The sequence below is a fragment of the Rubrivivax albus genome (assembly GCF_004016515.1).
Taxonomy (GTDB): Bacteria; Pseudomonadota; Gammaproteobacteria; order Burkholderiales; family Burkholderiaceae_C; genus Rubrivivax; species Rubrivivax albus.
The window spans coordinates 255,969-278,107 of the sequence record NZ_SACT01000006.1 but is presented as its reverse complement, the minus strand read 5'-3'; the positions used below and the strand labels follow the sequence as shown (position 1 = coordinate 278,107).

The 22,139-nt window shown below is 70.4% G+C and carries 21 protein-coding genes; 16 read left to right on the top strand and 5 right to left on the bottom strand.

Annotation, left to right across the window (positions count from 1 at the left end; genetic code table 11):
- The first annotated feature begins 127 nt into the window (after positions 1-127).
- From ENE75_RS17940 to ENE75_RS17920, 5 genes are all read left to right on the top strand, one after another.
- Entirely contained in the window at positions 128-1,051 is a 924-nt protein-coding gene (locus ENE75_RS17940; protein ID WP_128199698.1) for a branched-chain amino acid ABC transporter permease, read from the top strand.
- Between the two features lie 13 nt (positions 1,052-1,064).
- Positions 1,065-2,150, top strand: coding sequence for a branched-chain amino acid ABC transporter permease (locus ENE75_RS17935; protein WP_128199697.1), 1,086 nt, complete (start codon positions 1,065-1,067; stop codon positions 2,148-2,150).
- Positions 2,151-2,165: 15 nt separating this feature from the next.
- Positions 2,166-2,945: an ABC transporter ATP-binding protein gene (locus ENE75_RS17930; protein WP_128199696.1), complete on the top strand. Its 780-nt coding sequence runs from the start codon at positions 2,166-2,168 to the stop codon at positions 2,943-2,945.
- Positions 2,942-3,658, top strand: a complete 717-nt coding sequence (locus ENE75_RS17925) for an ABC transporter ATP-binding protein (RefSeq protein ID WP_128199695.1) — start codon at positions 2,942-2,944, stop codon at positions 3,656-3,658. The genes ENE75_RS17930 and ENE75_RS17925 overlap by 4 nt, the downstream gene beginning before the upstream one ends.
- Before the next feature lie 232 nt (positions 3,659-3,890).
- Positions 3,891-4,916, top strand: a complete 1,026-nt coding sequence (locus ENE75_RS17920) for an alpha/beta hydrolase family protein (RefSeq protein ID WP_158288990.1) — start codon at positions 3,891-3,893, stop codon at positions 4,914-4,916.
- Here the strand turns inward: ENE75_RS17920 and ENE75_RS17915 are convergent.
- Positions 4,879-5,466, bottom strand: a complete 588-nt coding sequence (locus tag ENE75_RS17915) for a TetR/AcrR family transcriptional regulator (RefSeq protein ID WP_233259152.1) — start codon at positions 5,464-5,466, stop codon at positions 4,879-4,881. The genes ENE75_RS17920 and ENE75_RS17915 overlap by 38 nt on opposite strands.
- 129 nt (positions 5,467-5,595) lie before the next feature.
- Between ENE75_RS17915 and ENE75_RS17910 the strand changes: the two genes are divergently transcribed.
- The 10 genes from ENE75_RS17910 to ENE75_RS17865 are packed head-to-tail and all read left to right on the top strand — an operon-like array spanning position 5,596 to position 17,036.
- Positions 5,596-7,401, top strand: coding sequence for a feruloyl-CoA synthase (locus tag ENE75_RS17910; protein ID WP_128199692.1), 1,806 nt, complete (start codon positions 5,596-5,598; stop codon positions 7,399-7,401).
- Positions 7,398-8,180 (top strand): crotonase/enoyl-CoA hydratase family protein, encoded by a 783-nt coding sequence (locus tag ENE75_RS17905; protein WP_128199691.1) that lies wholly within the window; start codon positions 7,398-7,400, stop codon positions 8,178-8,180. Before ENE75_RS17910 ends, ENE75_RS17905 begins: the two co-directional genes overlap by 4 nt.
- Entirely contained in the window at positions 8,177-9,424 is a 1,248-nt protein-coding gene (locus ENE75_RS17900; protein WP_128199690.1) for a thiolase family protein, read from the top strand. Before ENE75_RS17905 ends, ENE75_RS17900 begins: the two co-directional genes overlap by 4 nt.
- Before the next feature lie 19 nt (positions 9,425-9,443).
- A complete protein-coding gene (locus ENE75_RS17895; protein ID WP_128199689.1) occupies positions 9,444-10,208 on the top strand; it encodes an SDR family NAD(P)-dependent oxidoreductase in 765 nt (254 codons plus the stop codon).
- A 10-nt stretch (positions 10,209-10,218) separates the two neighbouring features.
- Positions 10,219-10,638 (top strand): acyl-CoA thioesterase, encoded by a 420-nt coding sequence (locus ENE75_RS17890; protein ID WP_128199688.1) that lies wholly within the window; start codon positions 10,219-10,221, stop codon positions 10,636-10,638.
- Positions 10,639-10,667: 29 nt separating this feature from the next.
- Positions 10,668-11,801: an ABC transporter substrate-binding protein gene (locus tag ENE75_RS17885; protein WP_128199687.1), complete on the top strand. Its 1,134-nt coding sequence runs from the start codon at positions 10,668-10,670 to the stop codon at positions 11,799-11,801.
- Positions 11,802-11,819: 18 nt separating this feature from the next.
- Positions 11,820-12,857: a branched-chain amino acid ABC transporter permease gene (locus ENE75_RS17880; RefSeq protein ID WP_128199686.1), complete on the top strand. Its 1,038-nt coding sequence runs from the start codon at positions 11,820-11,822 to the stop codon at positions 12,855-12,857.
- 2 nt (positions 12,858-12,859) lie between these two features.
- Positions 12,860-14,620, top strand: coding sequence for a branched-chain amino acid ABC transporter ATP-binding protein/permease (locus ENE75_RS17875; protein WP_128199685.1), 1,761 nt, complete (start codon positions 12,860-12,862; stop codon positions 14,618-14,620).
- The gene (locus ENE75_RS17870; RefSeq protein ID WP_375138497.1) at positions 14,620-15,345 is read left to right on the top strand and encodes an ABC transporter ATP-binding protein; all 726 of its coding nucleotides are present in this window, start codon (positions 14,620-14,622) and stop codon (positions 15,343-15,345) included. Before ENE75_RS17875 ends, ENE75_RS17870 begins: the two co-directional genes overlap by 1 nt.
- Positions 15,342-17,036, top strand: a complete 1,695-nt coding sequence (locus tag ENE75_RS17865; RefSeq protein ID WP_128199683.1) for an acyl-CoA dehydrogenase family protein — start codon at positions 15,342-15,344, stop codon at positions 17,034-17,036. Before ENE75_RS17870 ends, ENE75_RS17865 begins: the two co-directional genes overlap by 4 nt.
- A 24-nt stretch (positions 17,037-17,060) precedes the next feature.
- Here the strand turns inward: ENE75_RS17865 and ENE75_RS17860 are convergent, their stop codons facing one another.
- The 3 genes from ENE75_RS17860 to ENE75_RS17850 all read right to left on the bottom strand — a co-directional run bounded on the left by ENE75_RS17860 (position 17,061) and on the right by ENE75_RS17850 (position 20,625).
- A complete protein-coding gene (locus tag ENE75_RS17860; RefSeq protein ID WP_128199682.1) occupies positions 17,061-18,473 on the bottom strand; it encodes a vanadium-dependent haloperoxidase in 1,413 nt (470 codons plus the stop codon).
- Positions 18,474-18,604: 131 nt separating this feature from the next.
- Entirely contained in the window at positions 18,605-19,585 is a 981-nt protein-coding gene (locus ENE75_RS17855) for a Bug family tripartite tricarboxylate transporter substrate binding protein (protein ID WP_128199681.1), read from the bottom strand.
- Positions 19,582-20,625: a CDP-6-deoxy-delta-3,4-glucoseen reductase gene (locus ENE75_RS17850; protein WP_128199680.1), complete on the bottom strand. Its 1,044-nt coding sequence runs from the start codon at positions 20,623-20,625 to the stop codon at positions 19,582-19,584. The genes ENE75_RS17855 and ENE75_RS17850 overlap by 4 nt, the downstream gene beginning before the upstream one ends.
- Before the next feature lie 58 nt (positions 20,626-20,683).
- Between ENE75_RS17850 and ENE75_RS17845 the strand changes: the two genes are divergently transcribed.
- On the top strand, positions 20,684-21,547 hold the full coding sequence (locus ENE75_RS17845; protein ID WP_233259151.1) for an SDR family oxidoreductase: 864 nt from the start codon (positions 20,684-20,686) through the stop codon (positions 21,545-21,547).
- On the opposite strand, the gene ENE75_RS17840 is transcribed toward ENE75_RS17845, so the two are convergent.
- The gene (locus ENE75_RS17840; protein ID WP_128199678.1) at positions 21,544-22,137 is read right to left on the bottom strand and encodes a rhomboid family intramembrane serine protease; all 594 of its coding nucleotides are present in this window, start codon (positions 22,135-22,137) and stop codon (positions 21,544-21,546) included. The two genes, ENE75_RS17845 and ENE75_RS17840, sit on opposite strands and share 4 nt — an antisense overlap.
- Positions 22,138-22,139: the final 2 nt, after the last annotated feature.

The window sequence follows — 22,139 nt, the reverse complement described above, 5'->3', positions numbered from 1 at the left end:
CGGGTCGCGGCGGGAAACTCCCCGAAAGTCCCCGTGCGGTGCAAACCTACAATGCGCCCGGCCCGTGCGAGGCCGGCTTCTTGCTACGGGTTCCGTGCGCAAGGTGCGACAACCCGGAGACCCCCGAATGGACATCTTCATCCAGCAGCTCATCAACGGGCTGGTGCTCGGCAGCATGTATGCCCTGGTGGCCCTGGGCTACACGATGGTGTACGGCATCATCGGCCTGATCAACTTCGCCCACGGCGAGGTGATGATGGTCGGCGCGCTGACCAGCTGGACCGTGATCTCCGTGTTGGCCGCCAGCGGCATGCCTGGCTGGCTGCTGATCCTCATCGGCACGCTGTGCGCCATCGTCGTCTGTTCGGTGCTGAACTTCAGCATCGAGAAGGTGGCCTACCGGCCGCTGCGCAACGCCCCGCGCCTGGCGCCGCTGATCACCGCCATGGGCATGAGCCTGATGCTGCAGACGCTGGCGATGATCACCTGGAAGCCCAACCCCAAGCCGTATCCGCTGCTGCTGCCCACCGAGCCCATCGAGATCGCCGGCGCCGTGATCAGCGTGACGCAGGTGCTGATCCTGGCCACCACCGCCATCGTGCTGGCCGGCCTGAGCTACATGGTCAGTCGCACCAAGCTGGGCCGCGCGATGCGGGCCACCGCCGAGAACCCGCGCGTGGCCGCGCTGATGGGCGTTCGCCCCGACATGGTGATCTCCGCCACCTTCGTCATCGGCGCGGCGCTGGCCGCCGTGGCCGGCGTGATGTGGGCCGCCAACTACGGCACCGTGCAGCACAGCATGGGCTTCCTGCCCGGCCTGAAGGCCTTCACGGCGGCGGTGCTGGGCGGCATCGGCAACCTGCCGGGCGCCGTGGTTGGTGCGCTGCTGCTGGGCCTGGTGGAGGTCTTCGGCGCCGGCTACCTGGGGCCGCTGACCGGCGGCGTGCTGGGCAGCCACTACGCCGACATCTTCGCCTTCGTGGCGCTGATCCTGGTGCTCACGCTGCGGCCCTCGGGCCTGCTGGGCGAGCGTGTGGCCGACCGCGCCTGATGGGGAGAGCACCATGGTGAAGAACAACAAGCTCGTCGTCTTCTTCCTGGCCGCCATCGCGCTGATCGCGCTGCCGCTGTTCGTGCAGCAGCTCGGCGCCGGCCCGGTGCGCATCATGGCGCTGGCGCTGCTGTACGTGCTGCTGGCGCTGGGCCTGAACATCGTGGTCGGCTACGCCGGCCTGCTGGACCTGGGTTACGTGGCCTTCTACGCCGTGGGCGCCTACATGTTCGCGCTGATGGCCAGCCCGCACCTGTTCGAGACCTTCCCGTGGATCGCGCAGATGCTGCCCAACGGTCTGCACACGCCGATCTGGATCATCGTGCCGTTGGCGGCCTTCCTCGCCGCCATCGCCGGCGTGCTGCTGGGCACGCCGGTGCTCAAGCTGCGCGGCGACTACCTGGCCATCGTCACGTTGGGCTTCGGCGAGATCATCCGCGTGTTCATGAACAACCTGGAGCACCCGGTCAACATCACCAACGGTCCGCGCGGCCTGGACCGCATCGACTCGATGCGCATCTTCGGCTTCGACTTCGGCAAGGGCATCGAGATCGGCGGCTTCGCGATCCCGTCGGTGACGCTGTACTACTACCTGTTCCTGGTGCTGGTGGTGGTCAGCGTGGTCGTCTGCCACCGGCTGGAGGTCTCGCGCATCGGCCGCGCCTGGATGGCCATCCGCGAGGACGAGATCGCGGCCAAGGCCATGGGCATCAACACCCGCAACATGAAGCTGCTGGCCTTCGGCATGGGGGCCACCTTCGGCGGCGTGTCGGGCGCGATGTTCGCGGCCTTCCAGGGGTTCGTTTCGCCGGAGTCGTTCAGCCTGATGGAGAGCATCATGATCGTGGCCATGGTGGTGCTCGGCGGCATCGGCCACCTGCCCGGCGTCATCCTCGGCGCGGTGCTGCTGGCCGCGTTGCCGGAGATCCTGCGCTACGTGGCCGGCCCGCTGCAGCAGATGACCGACGGCCGCCTGGATGCCGCCATCCTGCGGCAGTTGCTGATCGCCACCGCGATGATCACCATCATGCTGCTGCGCCCGCGCGGCCTGTGGCCGAGCCCCGAGCACGGCAAGGCCGCGCCCACGCCCACCCGCTGAAGACGGAGACCGACCATGAGCGACACCGTGCTTCGCGTCCAGGGCGTCAGCAAGCGCTTCGGCGGCCTGCAGGCCCTGTCCGACGTCGGCATCACCATCCACAAGGGCCAGGTCTACGGCCTGATCGGCCCCAACGGCGCCGGCAAGACCACGTTCTTCAACGTCATCACCGGCCTCTACACGCCCGACAGCGGCAGCTTCGAACTGGGCGGCACGCCGTACCGGCCCGAGGCGGTGCACCAGGTGGCCAAGCAGGGCATCGCGCGAACCTTCCAGAACATCCGCCTGTTCGCCGAGATGACGGCGCTGGAGAACGTGATGGTCGGCCGCCACGTGCGCACGCATTCCGGCTTGGTGGGCGCGATCTTCCGCACTGCGTCGTTCAAGGCCGAGGAGGCCGCGATCACGCAGCGGGCGCAGGAACTGCTGGACTACGTGGGCATCGGCCACTACGCCGAGTACAAGGCGCGCACGCTGAGCTACGGTGACCAGCGCCGCCTGGAGATCGCCCGCGCGCTGGCCACCGACCCCAAGCTGATCGCGCTGGACGAACCCGCCGCGGGCATGAACGCCACCGAGAAGGTGGTGCTGCGCGAACTGATCGACCGCATCCGCAACGACGGCCGCACCATCCTGCTCATCGAGCACGACGTGAAGCTGGTGATGGGCCTGTGCGACCGCGTGACCGTGCTCGACTACGGCAAGGCGATCGCCGAGGGCACGCCGGCGGAGGTGCAGCGCAACGAACAGGTGATCGAGGCCTACCTCGGCGCCGGACACAAGGCAACGGCATGACGACAACGCTGCTCAAGGTCACCGGCCTGAAGGTCGCCTACGGCGGCATCCAGGCCGTCAAGGGCGTGGACTTCGAGGTCCGCGAGGGCGAGCTCGTCAGCCTGATCGGCGCCAACGGCGCCGGCAAGACGACGACGCTCAAGGCCATCACCGGCGTGCAGCCGGTGGCCGCCGGCGAGATTGAGTACCTGGGCCAGGCCATCGGGGGCCGCGGCGCCTGGGACCTGGTCAAGCAGGGCCTGGTGATGGTGCCGGAAGGCCGTGGCGTGTTCGCGCGCATGACCATCGTCGAGAACCTGCAGATGGGCGCCTACACGCGCACCGACACCAGCGAGCTCGACGCCGACATCGACAAGGTCTTCGCGATCTTCCCGCGCCTGAAGGAGCGGGCCAAGCAGCTGGCCGGCACGATGTCCGGCGGCGAGCAGCAGATGCTGGCCATGGGCCGGGCGCTGATGGCGCGGCCTAAGGTGCTGCTGCTGGACGAGCCGTCGATGGGCCTGTCGCCGATCATGGTCGACAAGATCTTCGAGGTCGTCAACGACATCCACCAGCGCGGCACCACCGTGATGCTGGTGGAGCAGAACGCCAGCCGCGCGCTGGCCCTGGCCAACCGCGGCTACGTGATGGACTCGGGCGAGGTCACGATGAGCGGCGACGCGAAGGCGCTGCTGAACGACCCGAAGGTGCGCGCCGCCTACCTGGGCGAGTAGCCCGTCGTCTGCCGGCGGCGAGGCGTGCCCGCGCCGGGGCAGCTCGCGTACGCCGGCCGTTGCCACGTGGTGCGCCGGGCTGTGCCCGGCGGCGCCGGTTGATGCCGGCTTGCGACTGCTTTCATCTGGCACACACCGCTCACGCTTGAGGTCAGCAGTGCGCCGCCCGGTGGCCGATCTCCTGGCGTGATCGGCCCATCCCGGGCCGGCGCCTGCCCGGATCGCCGCGTCCATGTTCCAGTCTTCTCTCCGCCTCTGGCCGCGCCTGTGCTGCGCGGCCGCCCTCCTGGTCACGTCCGGCCTGCCGGCCACCGCCACGGCAGCGACTGCAGGCCGGCAGGTCATCGCCGTGTCCGCCGCGACCACCGCCAGCGCCAACATCCTGACCGTCGGTCTGAAGCTGCCTGGTCACCCGCACACGGTCGACATCTACCGCCCTGCCGGCGCCACACGCGCCATCGTTTTCCTGCACGCGCATGGCGGGCGCAGCTGGCAGCTCGCCTACGATCTGGGCATCAACCGCAAGTACCGCCCTGCCAGCGACCGCAACGTCGACTGGGCGACGCTGGAGCGTCTGGGCGTGATCGCGATCTTTCCGCAGGGCCAGGTGCCCTCCGGCAGCACGCTGCCGACCTGGAGCAACCAGGTCTTCGATTCGGGCCAGGACGACGTGGCCTTCCTGGCCGCGCTGTCGATGCATGCGCGCAGCGCCTGGGGCGCCCGTTCGGTGGCAGTCGCCGGCCACTCCGCCGGCGGCACGATGACGGCGCGGATGTGGTGCGAAGGCACGCCGGCCTACGACGCCTTCTTCTCGATCGCCGGGCCGATGCCGTCGCCGGATTACCCCTTGTATGGGGCCACCTGCACGCCGCTGGCACCGGCGCCCTACGCCGTCGTCATCGGTGACCGGGACAGCAAGCTCGGCCTCTTCGCTGCCGGGGTGACGGAGCCGTCGCCCGAGCAACTGGCCGCCGGCCTGACCGACACCATCCTGGTCTCGGAGTGGACACGGCACGCCGACCGTGGCGAAGTCGTCTGTGGCGACATGAGCACGCTGGGCGCGGCCCAGGCCACGCCCAAGGGCACCCTGTGGTCGGTCTGCGGTGGCGCGCTGCGCTACACCGTGGTCCCCGGGGCCGACCATCCCATCGCGTCGATCGAGCAGCAGGCCGGCCTTCGCCTGCTCGACTGGGTGAACGACTTCGCCGAAGCCGCGGCGCCTACGCCGACAGCGGCTGCAGCAGCAGCCGTTCGATGAACGACGCCCGTTCCTGGCGCTGCGCCTCGCCGCCCTGCGGCGCCAGCAGCGAGGCCGCCACCTCGTAGCTGTAGAGCAGCTGGGCACGCGCACGGGCTTCCGCGATGCCGAAGCCCAACGCCGAGAACACCTGCGCGATGTAGCCGATGCGCGCGGCGTCGGCCTCGTCGACGAAAGCCCGCGCCATGGCGTCCCGGCGGGCCCAGGCGCGGATGGCCAGCTCGATGCGCGCCGCACGCACGGCACTGCGGCCACGGAAGGGCAGGGAGAGCAGGTCGCGCAGCTGTTCGCGCGGGTCGTCGTGGGCGCGCTCCAGGCGCGCCGTCAGCTGTTCGGTGGCGCGCGCCCGCCAGGCCTGCAGCACCGCGCGCAGCAGGTCCTCCCGGTCCTTGAAGTGCCAGTAGAAGCTGCCGCGCGTGACGTTCAGCTGCTTGGCCAGCACGTCCACCCGCACATGGTCGATGCCCTGGTCCACCAGCACCTCGGTGGCGGCCTCCGTCCAGCGTTCGGGAGTCAGGGCGGTGCGGGCGCGGTCGATGTCGGTGGGCATTGAATGGAGCATGTCGCCATGCAGTGATGTATGGAGCCAGGGGAAACCCGAATTTTCATGCAGAAAAGTGCGTCTACGATGCCGCTCCAAACACATACACATGTGTATGGACTGGTGGTGGAGACCCGCATGACCGGCAGCTTCCTCGACGATCCGGCGCTCATCGCGCCGCCGCGCACGGTGCGCATCCCGTTCGACGACGGCAGCTTCGTGCTGCGTTCGCCCGAGCCGTTGAAGCCCTATGCCCGTTGCATCGGCGAGTGGCTGGACCACTGGGCCGCCGTGACGCCCGACGCACCGGCCTTCAGTGAGCGCGCCGTGGACGGCCCGCACGACGCACCCTGGCGCCGCCTGACGTGGCGCCAGGCGCGCGAGCAGGTGGGCCGGGTCGCGCAGAGCCTGCTGGGCCTGAAGCTGCTGCCGCAGGCGCCGGTGGTGGTGCTGTCGGACAACGCCATCGACCACCTGCTGCTGATGCTGGCAGCCATGCACGTGGGCCGCGCGGTCTGCACCGTCTCCAGTGCCTACTGCCGCCTGACCAAGGACCACAGCAAGATCCACGGCATCCTGAACACGCTGGGCCCGGCGCTGGTGTACGCGTCCGACGCCAAGGTCTACGGCCCGGCCATTGCTAGCGCCGGCCTGCACGCCGTCACCGTCTTCAGCCAGGGCGCGGAGGACTTTCCCGGCGCGCTGAGCTTCGACAGCCTGCTGCGGACCGCCGAAGGGCCGGCCGTGCAGGCCGCGTTCGAGACCATCACGCCCGACACGCACGCCAAGTACCTGCTGACGTCCGGCTCCACCGGGCACCCCAAGGTGGTGATCAACACCCACCGCATGCTGTGTGCCAACCAGCAGATGATCGCCCAGGCCTGGCGTTTCCTGGACACCGAGAAGCCGGTGCTGGTGGACTGGCTGCCCTGGAGCCACACCTTCGGCGGCAACCACAACCTGAACATGGTGCTGCGCAACGGCGGCCACCTGGTGATCGACGAGGGGCGCCCGGCACCGGGCCTGATCGACAAGTCGGCACGCAACCTGGCCGAGATCCAGCCCACGATCTACTTCAACGTGCCGCGCGGCCTGGACCTGCTGCTGCCGATCCTGGAGGCAGACGACGCGATGGCCCGCCGCTTCTTCGAGCGGTTGCGGGTGGTGTTCTACGCGGGCGCCGCGCTGCCCCAGGCCACGTGGGACCGGCTGCAGGCCCTGGCCCGCAAGGTGCGTGGTTCGGAGATCTGGCTGACGACCTCCTGGGGCTCGACCGAAACCTCGCCGGCCATCACCAGCGCGCACTGGCGGCTGGAGAAGGCCGGCGTCATCGGCTTGCCGCTGCCGGGCACCGAGCTGAAGTTCATTCCGAACGGGGGCAAGCTCGAGATGCGCGTGCGCGGCGTCAACATCTTCCCCGGCTACCGTGACGCGCCGGAACTCACCGCCAAGGCCTTCGACGCCGAGGGCTACTACTGCATCGGCGACGCCGGCCTGCTGGCCGACGGGGCGCACCCGGAGCAGGGCGTGGTCTTCGACGGCCGCGTGGCCGAGGACTTCAAGCTCACCACCGGCACCTGGGTCAGCGTGGGCACGCTGCGCGTGCGCGTGGTCTCGGCGCTGGCGCCGTACGCGCAGGACGTGGTGATCACCGGGCACGACCGCGACGAGGTCGGCGTGCTGGTGTTCCCGTCGCCCGCCGCGGCCCAGCTGTCGCCAGAGGCACTGGCCGACACGGTCGCCACCGCACTGCGCGGCATGAAGGCCGCCGGCGGTGGCTCGTCGCAGGTGCCCACGCGCGCGCTGATCCTGGCCGAGCCGCCGAGTACCGACGCCGGCGAGATCACCGACAAGGGATACATCAACCAGCGTGCCGTGCTGGCACGGCGTGCCGAACAGGTGCAGCAGCTCTACGCCGGCGGCCCCGGCGTCATCCGACCATGAACGTTTCGTACGACCTGCTGAGTGTCAGCATCGACGCCGGCATCGCCCACCTGCGGTTGAACCGGCCGAGCAAGCGCAACGCCATCAACAACACCCTGGTCCGCGAGCTGCAGACCGCGTTCGTCAACCTGCCGGACGACGCCCGCGTGGCCGTGATCAGCGGCGAGGGCGAGCACTTCTGCGCCGGGCTGGACCTGTCGGAGGTCACCGAGCAGAGCGTGGCCGAGGGCATCCACCACTCGCGCGGCTGGCACGCGGCCTTCGACCAGATCCAGTACGGCCGCGTGCCGGTGATCGCCGTGCTGCACGGCGCGGTGGTCGGAGGCGGGCTGGAACTGGCCGCCACCGCCCATCTGCGCGTGGCCGAACCCAGCACCTTCTACGGGTTGCCGGAAGGCCAGCGCGGCATCTTCGTCGGCGGCAGCGGTTCGGTGCGCATCCCGCGCCTGATGGGCGTGGCGCGCATGACCGACATGATGCTCACCGGCCGCGTGTTCGACGCGGCCGAGGGTCAGGCCGCCGGCCTGTCGAACTACCTGGTGGGCGAGGGTGAAGGCCTGGCCAAGGCCATGGCGCTGGCGGCACGCATCGCCAGCAACGCGCCACTGTCCAACTACGCCATCGTGCAGGCGCTGCCGCGCATCGCCGAGATGGCGCCGGCCGAGGGCCTGTTCGTCGAGAGCCTGATGTCGGCCATCGCGCAGGGCGACGACGCGGCCAAGCAACGCGTGCGCGACTTCCTGGAAAAGCGCGCCGGCAAGGTGGGGAAATCGTCATGAGCCGAGGCCTGTACCAATCCTTCGACGACGTCTGGATGCTCGACGGCGTGCGCACGCCGATGGTCGACTACTGCGGCGCCTTCGCCGACGCGAACCCGATCGACCTGGGCATCAAGGCCGCGAAGGCGGTGCTCGCGCGCAGCGGCGTGGCCGCCAGCGACATCGACTCGGTGATCGCCGGCAACATGGCACCCGGCGGCTTCGACCAGTTCTACGTGCCGCGCCACATCGGCCTCTATGCCGGGGTGCCCGTGGACGTGCCGGCCATCATGGTGCAGCGCATCTGCGGCACCGGCTTCGAGCTGTTCCGCCAGGCGGCCGAGCAGATCGGCAGCGGCGCCGTGCAGCGCGCGCTGGTGGTGGGCACCGAGTCGATGACGCGCAACCCCATCGCGGCCTTCGAGCACCGCCAGGGCTTCAAGCTCGGCCAGTTGCCGCAGTTCAGGGACTACATGTGGGAGGCGCTGACCGACCCTGCCGCGGCGATCTCGATGATCCAGACCGCCGAGAACCTGGCGCAGAAGTACGGCATCACGCGAGCCGACGTGGACGCCTTCGCGTCGATGTCCTTCGCCCGCGCGGTGGCGGCGCAGGAGAGCGGCTTCCTGGCTGGCGAGATCGTGCCGGTGGAGAACGAGACCTTCGCGCTCGAGGGCTACAAGCCGCGGCGGCTGAAGTTGGCCGGCAAGGCGCCCGTGGCCGATCGGGATACCCATCCGCGCCTGTCGCCTCCGGAGGTGCTGGCCAAACTGCGTGCGGTGTTCGACGGTGGCGTTCAGACCGGCGGCAACAGCTCGGCGCTGACCGATGCGGCGGCGGCGGCCGTCGTGGCCTCCGGCGACGCCATGCGCGCCTGGGGCGCCAGGCCGCTGGGCCGCATCGCCGCTGCGGCCGCTGTCGGCGTGCCGCCGGAGATCATGGGCATCGGCCCGGCGCCGGCGATCAGGCGGCTGCTGGAAGGCGCTGGCCTGCAGCTGTCCGACATCGCCCGCTTCGAGATCAACGAGGCGCAGGGCGCGCAGACGCTGGCCGTGCAGCGTGAACTGGGCCTGGACCTGGACAAGCTCAACGTGCACGGCGGTGCCATCGCGCTGGGCCATCCGCTGGCCGCCACCGGCGTGCGCCTGACGATTACCGTCGCGCGCCAACTCAAGGAAATCGGTGCCCGCTGGGGCGTATCGTCCGCCTGCGTCGGCGGCGGCCAGGGCATTGCGCTGCTGATCGAGAACCCCGACGCGCGCTGACATTCAGGAGAACCAGAGCATGAAGATCGAAGGACAGGTGGCCCTGGTCACCGGCGGCGGCAGTGGTCTGGGCGCCGCGACGGCCGTGGCGCTGGCGCAGGCGGGTGCCAAGGTGGCGGTGCTGGACGTCGGTGCCGACAAGGCGCAGGCGGTGGCGCAGCAGATCGGCGGCCTGGCGCTGACCGGCGACATCACCGACACCGCCAGCGTCGAGGCGGCGCTGGACGCGGTGGAGAAGGCCTGGGGCACGCCGCGCATCGTGATGAACATCGCCGGCATCGGCACCGCCAAGCGCGTGTTGAACCGCGACGGCACGCCCAGCCCGCTGGACGGCTTCGAGCGCGTGATCCGCGTCAACCTGCTGGGCACCTACAACGTGCTGCGGCTGGCGGCGGCGCGCATCGCGAAGCTGGACCCGCTGGAGGACGGCGAGCGCGGCGTGATGCTGATGACGGCCTCGGTGGCCGCCTACGACGGCCAGGTCGGCCAGCAGGCCTATTCCGCCAGCAAGGGCGGCATCGTCGGCATGACGCTGCCGCTGGCGCGCGACCTGGCGCAGTTCGGCATCCGCGTGGCCACCATCGCGCCGGGGCTGTTCTCGACGCCGCTGATGAAGGAGCTGCCGGAGGAGGTGCAGGCCTCGCTGGCGAACTCGATCCCGTTCCCGAAGCGCCTGGGGCATCCGGAGGAGTTCGCGGCGCTGGCGGCGCACATCGTGACCAACACGCACCTGAACGGCGAGGTGATCCGCCTGGACGGCGCGCTGCGCATGGCGCCCCGCTGAGCACGTCGCGATGAGCAAGTCCCACATCCACCGCGTCACCATCCGCTTCGGCGACTGCGACCCGGCCGGCATCGTCTTCTTCCCCAATTTCCTGAAGTGGATGGACGAGGCCTCGCTGGCCTTCTTCATGGCCCATGGCGTCGAACCCTGGCGCGTGCTGGAGAAGACGCGCGGCATCGTCGGCACGCCGCTGCTGGAGATCCAGACCACCTTCGTCAAGAGCGCCACCTACGGCGAGACCATCGAGGTACACACCACGGTGGAGGAGTGGAACGCCAAGACCTTCAAGCACCGCCACGTGGTCAAGCGCGGCGACGACCTGATCTGCGAAGGCACCGAACTGCGTGTCTTCGTGCAGCGCGACGCCGAGAACCGCGACCGCCTGCGCTCGATCCCGATTCCCGAGGACATCAAGGCGCTGTGCCAGTGAGCCTCATCCACCCCCGAGGAGACGACCCCGTGAAACTGCTGAAGAAGACCCTGGCTGCTGCGGCGGCGCTGCTGGCGACCTCCGCCTTCGCCGACGTGAACATCGGCGTGACCCTGTCGCTCACCGGTCCGGCCTCGGGCCTGGGCATCCCGGTGGGCAACCAGTTCAAGCTGTTCCCGAAGGAGATCGCCGGCGAGAAGATCAACCTGATCGTGCTCGACGACGCGTCCGACCCGGGCAAGGGCGTGACCAACGCGCGCCGCTTCGTCACCGACGACAAGGTCGACATCCTGTTCGGCGGCTCGATCACCGTGGTGTCGGCCGCGGTGGCGCCGGTGGCGCTGGAGAGCAAGACGCCGCAGCTGTCGATCGCGCCGGTGGGCGTGCCGCCCGACCAGGAGCGCTGGGTCTACCGCCTGCCACAGGGCGCCAACGTGATGGCTTTCCCCATCATCGAGCACATGAAGAAGAACGGCGTGAAGACGCTGGGCTTCCTGGGCTACAACGACGGCTACGGCGAGCTCTGGCTCAAGCAGATGAACGCCGACCTGGGCGCCGCCGGCATCACCCTGGTGACCACCGAGCGCTTCGCCCGCACCGACACCAGCGTCACGCCGCAGGCGCTGAAGCTGGTCTCGGCCAACCCGGACGCCATCCTCGTCGTGGCCTCCGGCTCCGGCGCGGCGATGCCGCACAAGGGCCTGATCGAGCGCGGCTACAAGGGCAAGATCTACCAGACCCACGCCGCGGCGACGCCCGACCTGGTGCGCATCGGCGGCAAGGACGTCGAAGGCGGCTACGTGGTCAGCGGCCCGGCCGTGGTGGCCGAGCAGCTGCCGGCTAACCACCCGTCCAAGGCGGTGGCGGTGGACTTCGTGACCAAGTTCGAGGCCGCCTACGGCGCGGGTTCGCGCAACCAGTTCGCGGGACACGCCTACGACGCGCAGATCGTGATGGAGAAGGTGCTGCCGGTGGCGCTGAAGAAGGCCAAGCCGGGCACGCCTGAGTTCCGTGCTGCGCTGCGTGATGCCATCGAGACCATGGGCCGCACGATCTTCTCGCACGGCGTGATGAACTGGACGGCCACCGACCACTGGGGCTACACCAACGAGACGGGTGTGCTGCTGCAGGTCAAGGGCGGCAAGTTCGTCGTCGTGCAGTAAGGCCACGGGCAGCGCACGATGGACGCGACGATCGCCAGCATCCTGGCCCTGGACGGCCTGACCAACGGCGCCATCTACGCGCTGCTGGCCCTGGCCACGGTGCTGGTGTTCGCCGTCACGCGGGTGATCTTCATCCCGCAGGGCGAGTTCGTCGCCTTCGGGGCGCTGACCCTGGCGCTGCTGCAGACCGGGCAGGTGCCGGGCACCGTGTGGTTCCTGCTGGTGCTGGCGGCGGCCGTGGTGCTGCAGGACCTGGCCACCGGCCTGCGCCACCGCCAGCCCCTGGGCCGGCTGGCCGTGCAGGCTGGGCGCACGCTGGCCTACCCGGTGGCCGTGAGCGCGCTGACCTGGTGGGTGGCTCCGATGCAGTTGCCGCTGCTGGCGCAGGCCGCGCTGACGGTGGCGCTGGTCACGCCCTTCGGCGCGCTGCTGTACCGCCTGGCCTACGAGTCGCTGGCCGACGCCACCGTGCTCGTGCTGCTGATCGTCTCCGTCGGCGTGCACTTCGCGCTGCTGGGGCTGGGCCTGTTCTTCTTCGGTGCCGAGGGCTTCCGCAACCCCAGCTTCTGGGACGCGCGTTTCTCGCTGGGCGCGCTCACGCTGTCGGGGCAGACGGTGATCATCTTCGCCGCGTCGCTGGCGCTCATCGGCAGCCTGTGGCTGTTCTTCGAGAAGAGCCTGACGGGCAAGGCCCTGAGGGCCACCGCGGTCAACCGGCTCGGCGCACGGCTGATGGGCATCTCCAGCAGCAGCGCCGGGCGCCTGTCGTTCACGATGGCGGCCTTCATCGGCGCGCTGTCGGGCCTGCTGATCGGGCCCACCACCACGGTGTTCTACGACAGCGGCTTCCTCATCGGCCTGAAGGGCTTCGTCGCCGCCGTGTTCGCCGGCCTGGCCAGCTACCCGCTGGCGATGGTCGGTGCGCTGGGCGTGGGGCTGCTGGAGGCCTTCGGCAGCTTCTGGTCCAGCCCGTACAAGGAAGTCATCGTGTTCTCGGCCATCCTGCCGATCCTGCTGTGGCGCAGCCTGCGCGACCCGCACGGCGAGGAATACTGATCATGCAGCGCTGGACCTTCCCCGCCTTCGCGGCGGTCATGATGCTGTTGCCGCTGGCCCCGGTGCCGGACTTCTGGATCACGCAGAGCATCTACATCGGCCTGTATGCGCTGGTGGCGCTGGGCCTGGTGCTGCTCACCGGTGTGGCCGGGCTCACGTCCTTCGGGCAGGCGGCCTTCGTCGGCATCGGCGGTTACGCCGCGGCGTACCTCGCCACGCAGACCGGGCTGCCGCCGCTGGTGACGCTGGCCGTCGGCGTGGGGCTGGCCGTGCTGACGGCGCTGCTGCTGGGCGCGCTGACGCTGCGCATGTCCGGCCACTACCTGCCGCTGGCCACCATCGCCTGGGGCCTGGCACTGAACTACGCCATGGCCAACACCGAGGCGCTGGGCAAGTACGACGGGCTGCTCGGCATTCCGGCGATGAGCTTCTTCGGCGTGGACCTGGGCACCGGGCGCGGCCTGCACCCGCTGGTGTGGGCCATCGCGCTGCTCGCGGCACTGGGCGTGATCCGCCTGCTGGATTCGCGGCCCGGGCGGGCCATCCGCGCGCTCAAGCACGGTTCGACGATGGCCGAGGCCATGGGCATCTCCACCTTCCGCTACAAGCTCACCGCCTTCGTGCTGGCGGCGGTGCTGGCGGCTGTGTCGGGCTGGCTGTTCGCGCACTTCCAGCGCAGCGTGAGCCCGTCCCCCTTCGGCATCAACAAGGGCATCGAGTATCTGTTCATGGCCGTGCTCGGTGGCGTCGGCCATGTCTGGGGCGCCTTCCTGGGCTCGGCCATCGTCCGCCTGGTGGAGGACGAACTGCAGGTGCTGCTGCCGCAGCTGCTGGGCACCAGCGGCAGCTTCGAGATCATCGTCTTCGGCATCGTGCTGGTGGTGGTGCTGAAGTTCGCGCCCGATGGGCTGTGGAGCTTCTTCGCGCGCTGGGCCCCCACGGTCACCCGGCCGCGTGACTGGGCCGATGCAGCCCCGCTGCCGCAACGTCAGCGGCCGGCGGCCGGCGAACGGCTGCTGGAAGTGGACGCCGTGCGCAAGCAGTTCGGCGGGCTGGTGGCGGTCAATGACGTGAGCTTCGCCGTCGACGCCGGGCAGATCGTCGCGCTGATCGGCCCCAACGGCGCCGGCAAGTCCACCACCTTCAACCTCGTCACCGGCGTGCTGCCGCTGACCGCCGGCGCGGTGCGCTGGCGCGGCCAGGCCATCGGCGGGATGCCGTCGCGCGCCATCGCGCGGCTGGGCATCTCGCGCACCTTCCAGCACGTGAAGATGATCCCGGAGATGACGGTGCTGGAGAACGTGGCCCTGGGTGGCTACGGTCGCACGAAGGCCGGCGTGCTGCAGGCCATGCTGCGGCTGGACCGTGCCGAGGAGCGTCGTCTGTTCGCCGAGGCCGAGCGCCAGCTGGCGCGCATCGGCATGGCCGCGCAGATGCACGAACTGGCCGGCAACCTGGCACTGGGCCCGCAGCGGCTGATGGAGATCGCCCGGGCGCTGGCCACCGACCCGGCGCTGCTACTGCTGGACGAGCCGGCCGCCGGCCTGCGCCACCACGAGAAACACGCGCTGGCCGAGGTGCTGCGCCAGCTCAAGGCCGAGGGCATGAGCCTGCTGCTGGTGGAGCACGACATGGACTTCGTGATGGGCCTGGCCGACCGCGTGGTGGTGATGGAGTTCGGCACCCGGCTGATCGAGGGCACGCCGGCCGAGGTGCAGGCCAGCCCCGAGGTCCGCGCCGCCTACCTGGGGACGGAACACTGATGGCACGGCTCCTCGACGTCAGCGACCTGCACGCCGGCTACGGCCGTGCCGAGGTGCTCACCGGCCTGAACTTCCACCTCGACGAGCGCCAGGTGATCAGCGTCATCGGCCCCAATGGCGCCGGCAAGTCCACCACGCTGGCGGCGCTGATGGGCATCCTGCCGTCCCGAGGGCGCATCGTGTTCGACGGCCAGGACCTGGCCGGCAGCACGCTGGAGGACCGCGTGATGCTGGGCATGGCCCTGGTGCCCGAGAAGCGCGAGCTCTTCGGCACCATGCCGGTGGAGGACAACCTGGTGCTCGGCGGCTACCGCGCGATGAAGCAGAAGGTGCCGCACTGGAAACGCGAGATCGAGCGCGTCTACACGCTCTTTCCGCGCCTGAAGGAGCGCCGCGTGCAGCTGGCCGGCACGCTGTCGGGCGGTGAGCGCCAGATGCTGGCCGTGGGCCGGGCGCTGATGTCGGCCCCGCGGCTGCTGATGCTCGACGAACCCAGCCTGGGCCTGGCACCGCTGATCGTGCGCGACATCTTCGCCACCATCGAGCGCCTGCGGGCCGAAGGCACCAGCATCCTGCTCATCGAGCAGAACGCACGCGCCGCGCTGGCGGTGTCGGACCACGGCTACGTGCTGGAGACCGGTGCCATCGTGCTCGATGGCCCGGCGCAGCAGCTGGCCGCCGACACGCGCGTCATCGACACCTATCTCGGCAGTCAGAAGTCATGAGTCTCTTTTCCTACGCCGCCCCGCTGGACGAGATGCGCTTCGTCATCGAGCGTGTGCTCAAGGCACCGGCGCAGTGGGCCGCCATCCCCGCCTTCACCGACCTGGACGCCGACACGGCCGCCGAAGTGCTGGCCCAGGCGGCACGCTTCACCAGCGAGGTGCTGCAGCCGCTCAACGGCCCGGGTGACCGCCAGGGATGCCGCATCGTCGACGGGCGCGTGAAGACGCCCGATGGCTTTCCCGGCGCCTGGCAGCAGTTCGTCGAAGGCGGCTGGCCGGCCCTGGCCTGCGACCCCGACTGGGGCGGTCAGGGGCTGCCGCAACTGCTCAACGCCGCGCTGTTCGAGATGCTGGTGGCGGCCAACCACGGCTGGACCATGTACCCCGGGCTGCTGCACGGTGCCTACGAGACGATCAAGGCGCATGGCAGCGATGCGCTCAAGCAGCGTTACCTGCCCAAGCTGGTCAGCGGTGAATGGCTGGCCGCGATGGGCCTCACCGAACCGCAGGCCGGCAGCGACCTGGGGCTGGTGCGCACCAAGGCCGAACCACGCGGCGACGGCAGCGTGGCCGTCACCGGCGGCAAGATCTTCATCTCCGGTGGCGACCACGACCTCACCGACAACATCGTGCATCTGGTGCTGTGCCGCCTGCAGGACCCGTCGAACCCGGCGCCACCGGGCACCAAGGGCCTGTCGCTGGCCCTGGTGCCCACCGTGCTGCCCGACGGCACGCGCAACACGATGGCGGCCGACGGCCTCGAGCACAAGATGGGCATCCACGGCAGCGCCACCTGCGTGATGCGCTACGAGGGCGCCACCGGCTGGCTGGTTGGCGAGCCGCACCGCGGCCTGCCGGCGATGTTCCTGATGATGAACGCGGCGCGACTGCACGTGGCGCTGCAGGGCCTGGGCCACCTGGACATGGCCACGCAGAACGCCGAGCGCTACGCCGCCGAGCGCGTGCAGTTCAAGGGCCCGATCGCGCGGCAGCCGGCGATGCAGCGCACGCTGGGCCGGCTGCGCGCCGTGTCCGACGGCCTGCGCGTGGTGATGTACCGGGCCGCGATGCGGCTGGACGAGGCGGAACACCATCCTGACGCCGCGGTGCGCGAAGCCGCTGCGGCCGAGGCCTCGATCCTCACGCCGGTGCTCAAGGCCTTCGGCACCCAGCAGGGCTTCCAGGGCGCCAGCGACGCGCTGCAGGTCTGGGGTGGCTACGGTTACGTGGCCGAGTACGGCATCGAGCAGACGGTGCGCGACGCGCGCATCGCGATGATCTACGAGGGCACCAACGAGATCCAGGCCATCGACCTCGTGCAGCGCAAGCTGCTGGGCGGGGCGGCGCCGGCGTTCGAGCGTCTGCTCGACGGGCTGCTCGCCGGCGCCGACGACGGTGAGGCCGGCAGGGCTCTGCGTGCGCAGGCGACGATGGCACGCGAAACCCTGGCCGCCGTCCGCAGTGCCGCCGGCGGCGACGCCGAGGCGCCACTGCGTGCTGCCGACGACGTGCTGGCCGGCGTGGGCCACCTGCTGCTGGCCTGGGCATGGACGGCGATCCTGCAGGCCGCGCCGGATGATGCCGCGCGCCACCTGGTGGTGCACGCGGGCCTGCTGCACAGCGCCCCCGAGGCCGAGATGCACTGGCGGCGCGCGCAGCGGGCCCTGGCGCAGGCGCCGGCAACGGCCTGACCGCGCGGCGCCGCCCTGTCGTCGTCAGGCCCCCGACCAGAGGTCCTGCGCGCGCGCATAGGCCGCATCGCCGCACCGGCGGCCCAGGTCCAGGCCGACGACGTTGCCCTCGTAGAAGTGGATGCCGCCGTACAGGCGTGATTCACCGGCCTCCTGGGCCGCGGCGGTGAAGGTGGGCCACGACATCACGATGCCGCCGACCTGTTCGCCCGGCTCGGCACGCAACGGTCCGGGCTGCGTGTAGCTGGCGCCGAAGACGTCGCTGCCGGTGAAGCGCCTGAGCACCACGGCGGCGGCCATCGAGAAGGCGCTGTGGCCGGAGGTGAACTCGGCGAACGGCGGCGTCGGGAAGTTGTCGGCCTGGAAGGGCCGCCACGACTCGCCGAGGATGGACTGCGTGCCCAGCCCCGGCCCGCCCCAGGCCTGCACGCGCTGGCCGCGGAACAGGTGCCGGATGGCCGTGACGGGACGCACGTAGTCGTAGTGCCGCTTGCAGTCCCAGGTGGCGATGCTGGCGTCCATGATCGCGTTGGCCAGCGCGAAGTACAGCTTCACCGCGGCCGACAGGTCCAGGCCGTCGCGCTGCACGACGAAGTCGGCGAACGTGGTCCAGTGCCCGGGCGGCAGTTCGGAGCGCGGGCCGTCTGCCCAGTACTCGGCGATCACCTTCTGCGTGGGCGTCAGGTTGGCCTGCACGTCCAGCACGTGCCGCGCCTGGTCCAGGAAGCCCTGCGACAGCACCGACTGTGGCGCCCCGGGCCGAAGCGCGCTGCCGCTGGACAGCGAGAACGGCTTCACCTGCCCCCAGTGCGGTGCGATGAAGCCGGGTGTGCGCATCTCGTCGGCGGCGTTCAGGTACGACAGCGGCTGCCAGCGGCCCGGCTCGGCGATCACGTCGGCGCGCGCCGGGATCATCACCGCCATCGGCGGATTGACCGGTGCGTAACCCGTGGTGTCGGCGTACAGGCCCGTCTGGTTGGCGCCGTCGGTGTGGCGGAAGGCCAGCACGGCGTCCACCGCCACGTTGGCCAGGCCCACCGGTTGCGCCAGCGTGTGGCTGGTGTCGCCGTAGGCGATGCCCTCGGCGGCCAGCAGGTCGGTGAGCCGAGCCACGTAGCGCGCCTGGAAGGGTGCCTCGAACGCAGCCGGCGGGAACTGGTCGACCAGGCCGCGGTAGGCGGCCTGGCTGACGGCCTTGCGGCGGTTGGCTTCGGTGCGCTGCGCCGGCGGGCGGCGCAGCGAGGCCGGGTTGTGCGCGAACTTGGCCGTGCCGTCGTACGCGGCCCAGGCCTCGTAGATGCCCGTGTAGATGACACCGAGCGAGCGGGCCACCTGGGGCGGCCCGCCGCGCGAGCGGTGGGGGTTGCTCTCCGGCAGATGGCCGAGCTCGCGGATCGCTTCAAGCGCGATCTCGTTCCAGGACAGAAGCAGGTTCATACGGAATCCTCTGGTGGGCGCCGTTCGTGGCGCGCCGCCATTGGATGCCTTGTCCCTGCGCCGCGAATCCCCCGGCAGAAGGTCCCCGCGCCGGCAGCCTAGGGAGCTGCCGAGCGCTGCAGGCTGCGCGGTCAGCCCACCCGCGCGCCAGTGGCCTTGACGATGCCCTCGTACTTCGCCAGCTCCGCCTTCACGAAGGCGGCGAACTCGTCGGGCGTGGTCGGCGCAGGCTCGGCCATCATCGGCGCCAGCTTGGCCTTGACGTCGTCGCTGCGCAGCGCGGCGGTGAAGGCCGCGTTGAGCGCCTGCACGCGCGCGGCCGGCACGCCGGCGGGGCCGAAGAGGCCGAACCACGTGTCCACGGCCACCGCGGGCAGGCCGGCCTCGGCCATGGTCGGCAGGTCCGGCATGGCGCCGGCCCGCCGCGCGGTGGTCACCGCCAGCGCCTTGAGCTTGCCGGCGCGGATGTTGCCGGCAGCGGAGGCGAGGTTGTCGAAGCTGAAGTCGATCTGTCCAGCCAGCAGCGCCAGCTGCATCGGTGCAGCGCCGGCGTAGGGAATGTGCACGGCAAAGACGCCGGCGCTGGACTTGAAGAGTTCGCCCGCCAGGTGGCCGGCGCTGCCGTTGCCACCGGAACCATAGTTCAGACGCGCCGGGTTGGCCTTGGCGTAGGCCACGAGGTCGGCCACGCTGGCGATGTTCAGCCGGCCGGCGGCCTCGGCGTTCATCACCAGCACGTTGGGCACCTGGGCCACGCGGGTGATGGGCGTGAAGTCCTGGATCGGGTCGAAGGGGATCTTGGCGTACAGCCAGGGGTTGATGGCATGCGTGGCGACAGCGCCCATCACGATGGTCTGGCCGTCGGCCGCGGCACGCGCCACCTGGCCCACGCCCAGGTTGCCGCCGGCGCCCGGCTTGTTCTCGACGATCACCGTGCCCAGGCTGTCCTTCACCGCGTCGGCCAGCATGCGGGCGATGCGGTCCAGCGGTCCACCGGGCGCGTACGGCACGACGAGTTTCAGCGTCCCGCTGCCCTGGGCCCAGGCGGGCAGGGCGAGCGTGGCGGCGGTGGTGGCGGCAGCGCCGATGAGGTGGCGGCGGGACAGCGTCATGCAGGGTCTCCTTGTTTGTCGAGTTCTGAGGTGAAGGCGTCGGCGAAGAACTGGTCTTCGGGCAGGCCGCAGGCCGCGATGAAGTCGCGCTGGGCCGAGTCCACGACCACCGGCGCGCCGCAGGCGTAGACCTGGTGGCCGGACAGGTCGGGGAAGTCGGCCATCACCGCTCGGTGCACGAAGCCGGTGCGGCCGGCCCAGGCGTCTTCGGGCAGCGCGTCGCTGACCACCGGTTCGTAGGTGAGCCAGGGCAGCTCGGCGGCCTTGTCGCGGCACCAGGCGTCCATGTACAGGTCCTGCGGGCGCCGGCCGCCCCAGTACAGGGCCACCGGCCGGGCATTGCCCTTCATCTGCAGGTGCTCGACCAGCGCCTTGATCGGCGCGAAGCCGGTGCCGCTGGCCAGGAAGACCATCGGCCGTGCGCTGTCCTCGCGCAGGAAGAAGCTGCCGAACGGGCCTTCCATGCGCAGGATGTCGCGCACCTTCATCGCGCCGAACACGTGGTCGGTGAACTTGCCGCCGGGCATGTGGCGGATGTGCAGTTCGATGGCCGGCGGGTTGCCCAGCGCGTGCGGGGCATTGGCCATGCTGTAGCTGCGCCGTGCGCCGCCCTGCAGGATGAACTCCACGTACTGCCCGGCGTGGTACTGCAGGTTCTGGTTGGCCGGCAGCTGCAGCTTGAGCACCATCACGTCGGGCGCCGCCTGCGTCAGTTCGAGCACGCGGCTGGGCAGCTTGAGCACCGGGAACTGGCCCGCACCCGGCACGCTGCGCGCCTCGACCACGCAGTCGGTCTGCGGCGTGGCGCAACAGGTCAGGATGAAGCCTTGCTCTTCCTCCTGCAGCGACAGCGCCTTGAGCTGGTGGGCCCCGTGGATCACGCGGCCCTCGAGCAGCCGGCTCTTGCAGGAGCCGCAGGCGCCGTCGCGGCAGCCGTAGGGCAGGCCCACGCCCTGGCGGATGGCGGCGGCGAGCATGGGTTCGTCGCGCTCGACGGCGAACGACACGTCGGCGGGCTGGATGTTGACCTGGAAACTCATCGGGGCGGCGCTCGTAAACTCAGCCTGAATTGTGCCCTCCGCGATGAAGTCCCCTCCGATGTTGCTGGTCGTCGGCTGCGGCGACGTCGGCCTGCGCCTGCTGCCCTGGGTGGCGGGGCGCTGGCGGGTGAGGGTGCTCACCTCGTCGCCGGCGCGCGTGCCGGCCCTGCGGGCCGCCGGTGTCGTGCCGCTGGTGGGCAACCTGGACGACGCGGCGACGCTGGGGCGCCTGGGTGGCCTGGCCGATGCCGTGGTGCACCTGGCGCCGCCGCCGGGGCAGGGCGTGCGGGACGTCCGCTCGCGGCATCTGGGCCGTGCGCTGCTGCGCGGCGGGCGCGTGCGGCGGCTCGTCTACGTCAGCACCACCGGTGTCTACGGCGATGCGGGTGGTGCCTGGATTGACGAGACATCTCCCGTCGCGCCGGCCACGGCCCGCGCCCAGCGGCGGGTCGATGCGGAAGCCTACTGGCGCTGGTTCGGCCGTTGCAGTGGCGCGCGGGTGAGCATCCTGCGGGCGCCCGGCATCTATGCCCTCGACCGGGATGGTGGCGACCCGCGGGAACGCGTCCGCCGTGGCGCACCGGTGCTGAACGCCAAGGACGACGTCTACACCAACCACATCCATGCCGACGACCTGGCACGGGCCTGCATGGCGGCGTTGTACCGGGGCGGCCCGCAGCGCGTGTTCAACGCCTGCGACCACACCAGCCTGAAGATGGGCGACTACTTCGACACCGTGGCCGACCGCTTCGGCCTGCCCCGGCCGCCGCGGCTGTCGCGGGCGGAGGCGCAGGCGACGCTGTCGCCGATGACGCTGTCGTTCATGTCGGAGTCCCGCCGCATCGGCAACCGCCGGCTGACGGAGGAACTGCGCCTGCGGCTGCGCTACCCGACGCTGGACGACGGCCTGGCGACCGCTTAGCGACGGCGTGAGCCGAACGGCGGCTGTCGCCGCCAGTAGCGGATCATCAGCCAGCCGCCGACCATGCCGCCCAGGTGGGCGAAGTGCGCGACGCCGCTGCTGCCCATCAGGCCCAGGCCCAGTTCCAGCGCGCCGAACACCATCACGAAGGTGCGTGCCTTCATCGGGATCGGCGGGAACAGCGGCATGATCACCCGGTTGGGGAACAGCATGCCGAAGGCCAGCAGCAGCGCGAACAGGCCGCCCGAGGCACCCACCGTGGGGTAGCGCGAGCCGGCCAGGTACGTGATCAGCAGTTGCGCCACCGCGGCAGCCAGCACGCCCGCCAGCAGGAACTGCAGGTAGCGCTTGGGCCCCCACAGGCGTTCGAGCTCGGAGCCGAACATCCACAGGCCCAGCATGTTGAAGAACAGGTGGCCCATGCCGCCGTGCAGAAAGCCGTAGCTCACCACCTGCCAGGGCAGGAAGCGCCCGCTGGCCACCGGCCACAGGGCGAAGAAGGCGTCGAGCAGGGGCGTGAAGAGCTGCAGGCAGAACACCGCCGTGCAGATCAGCATGAGGTTGCGGGTGACCGGTGGGATCGGCGGCATTG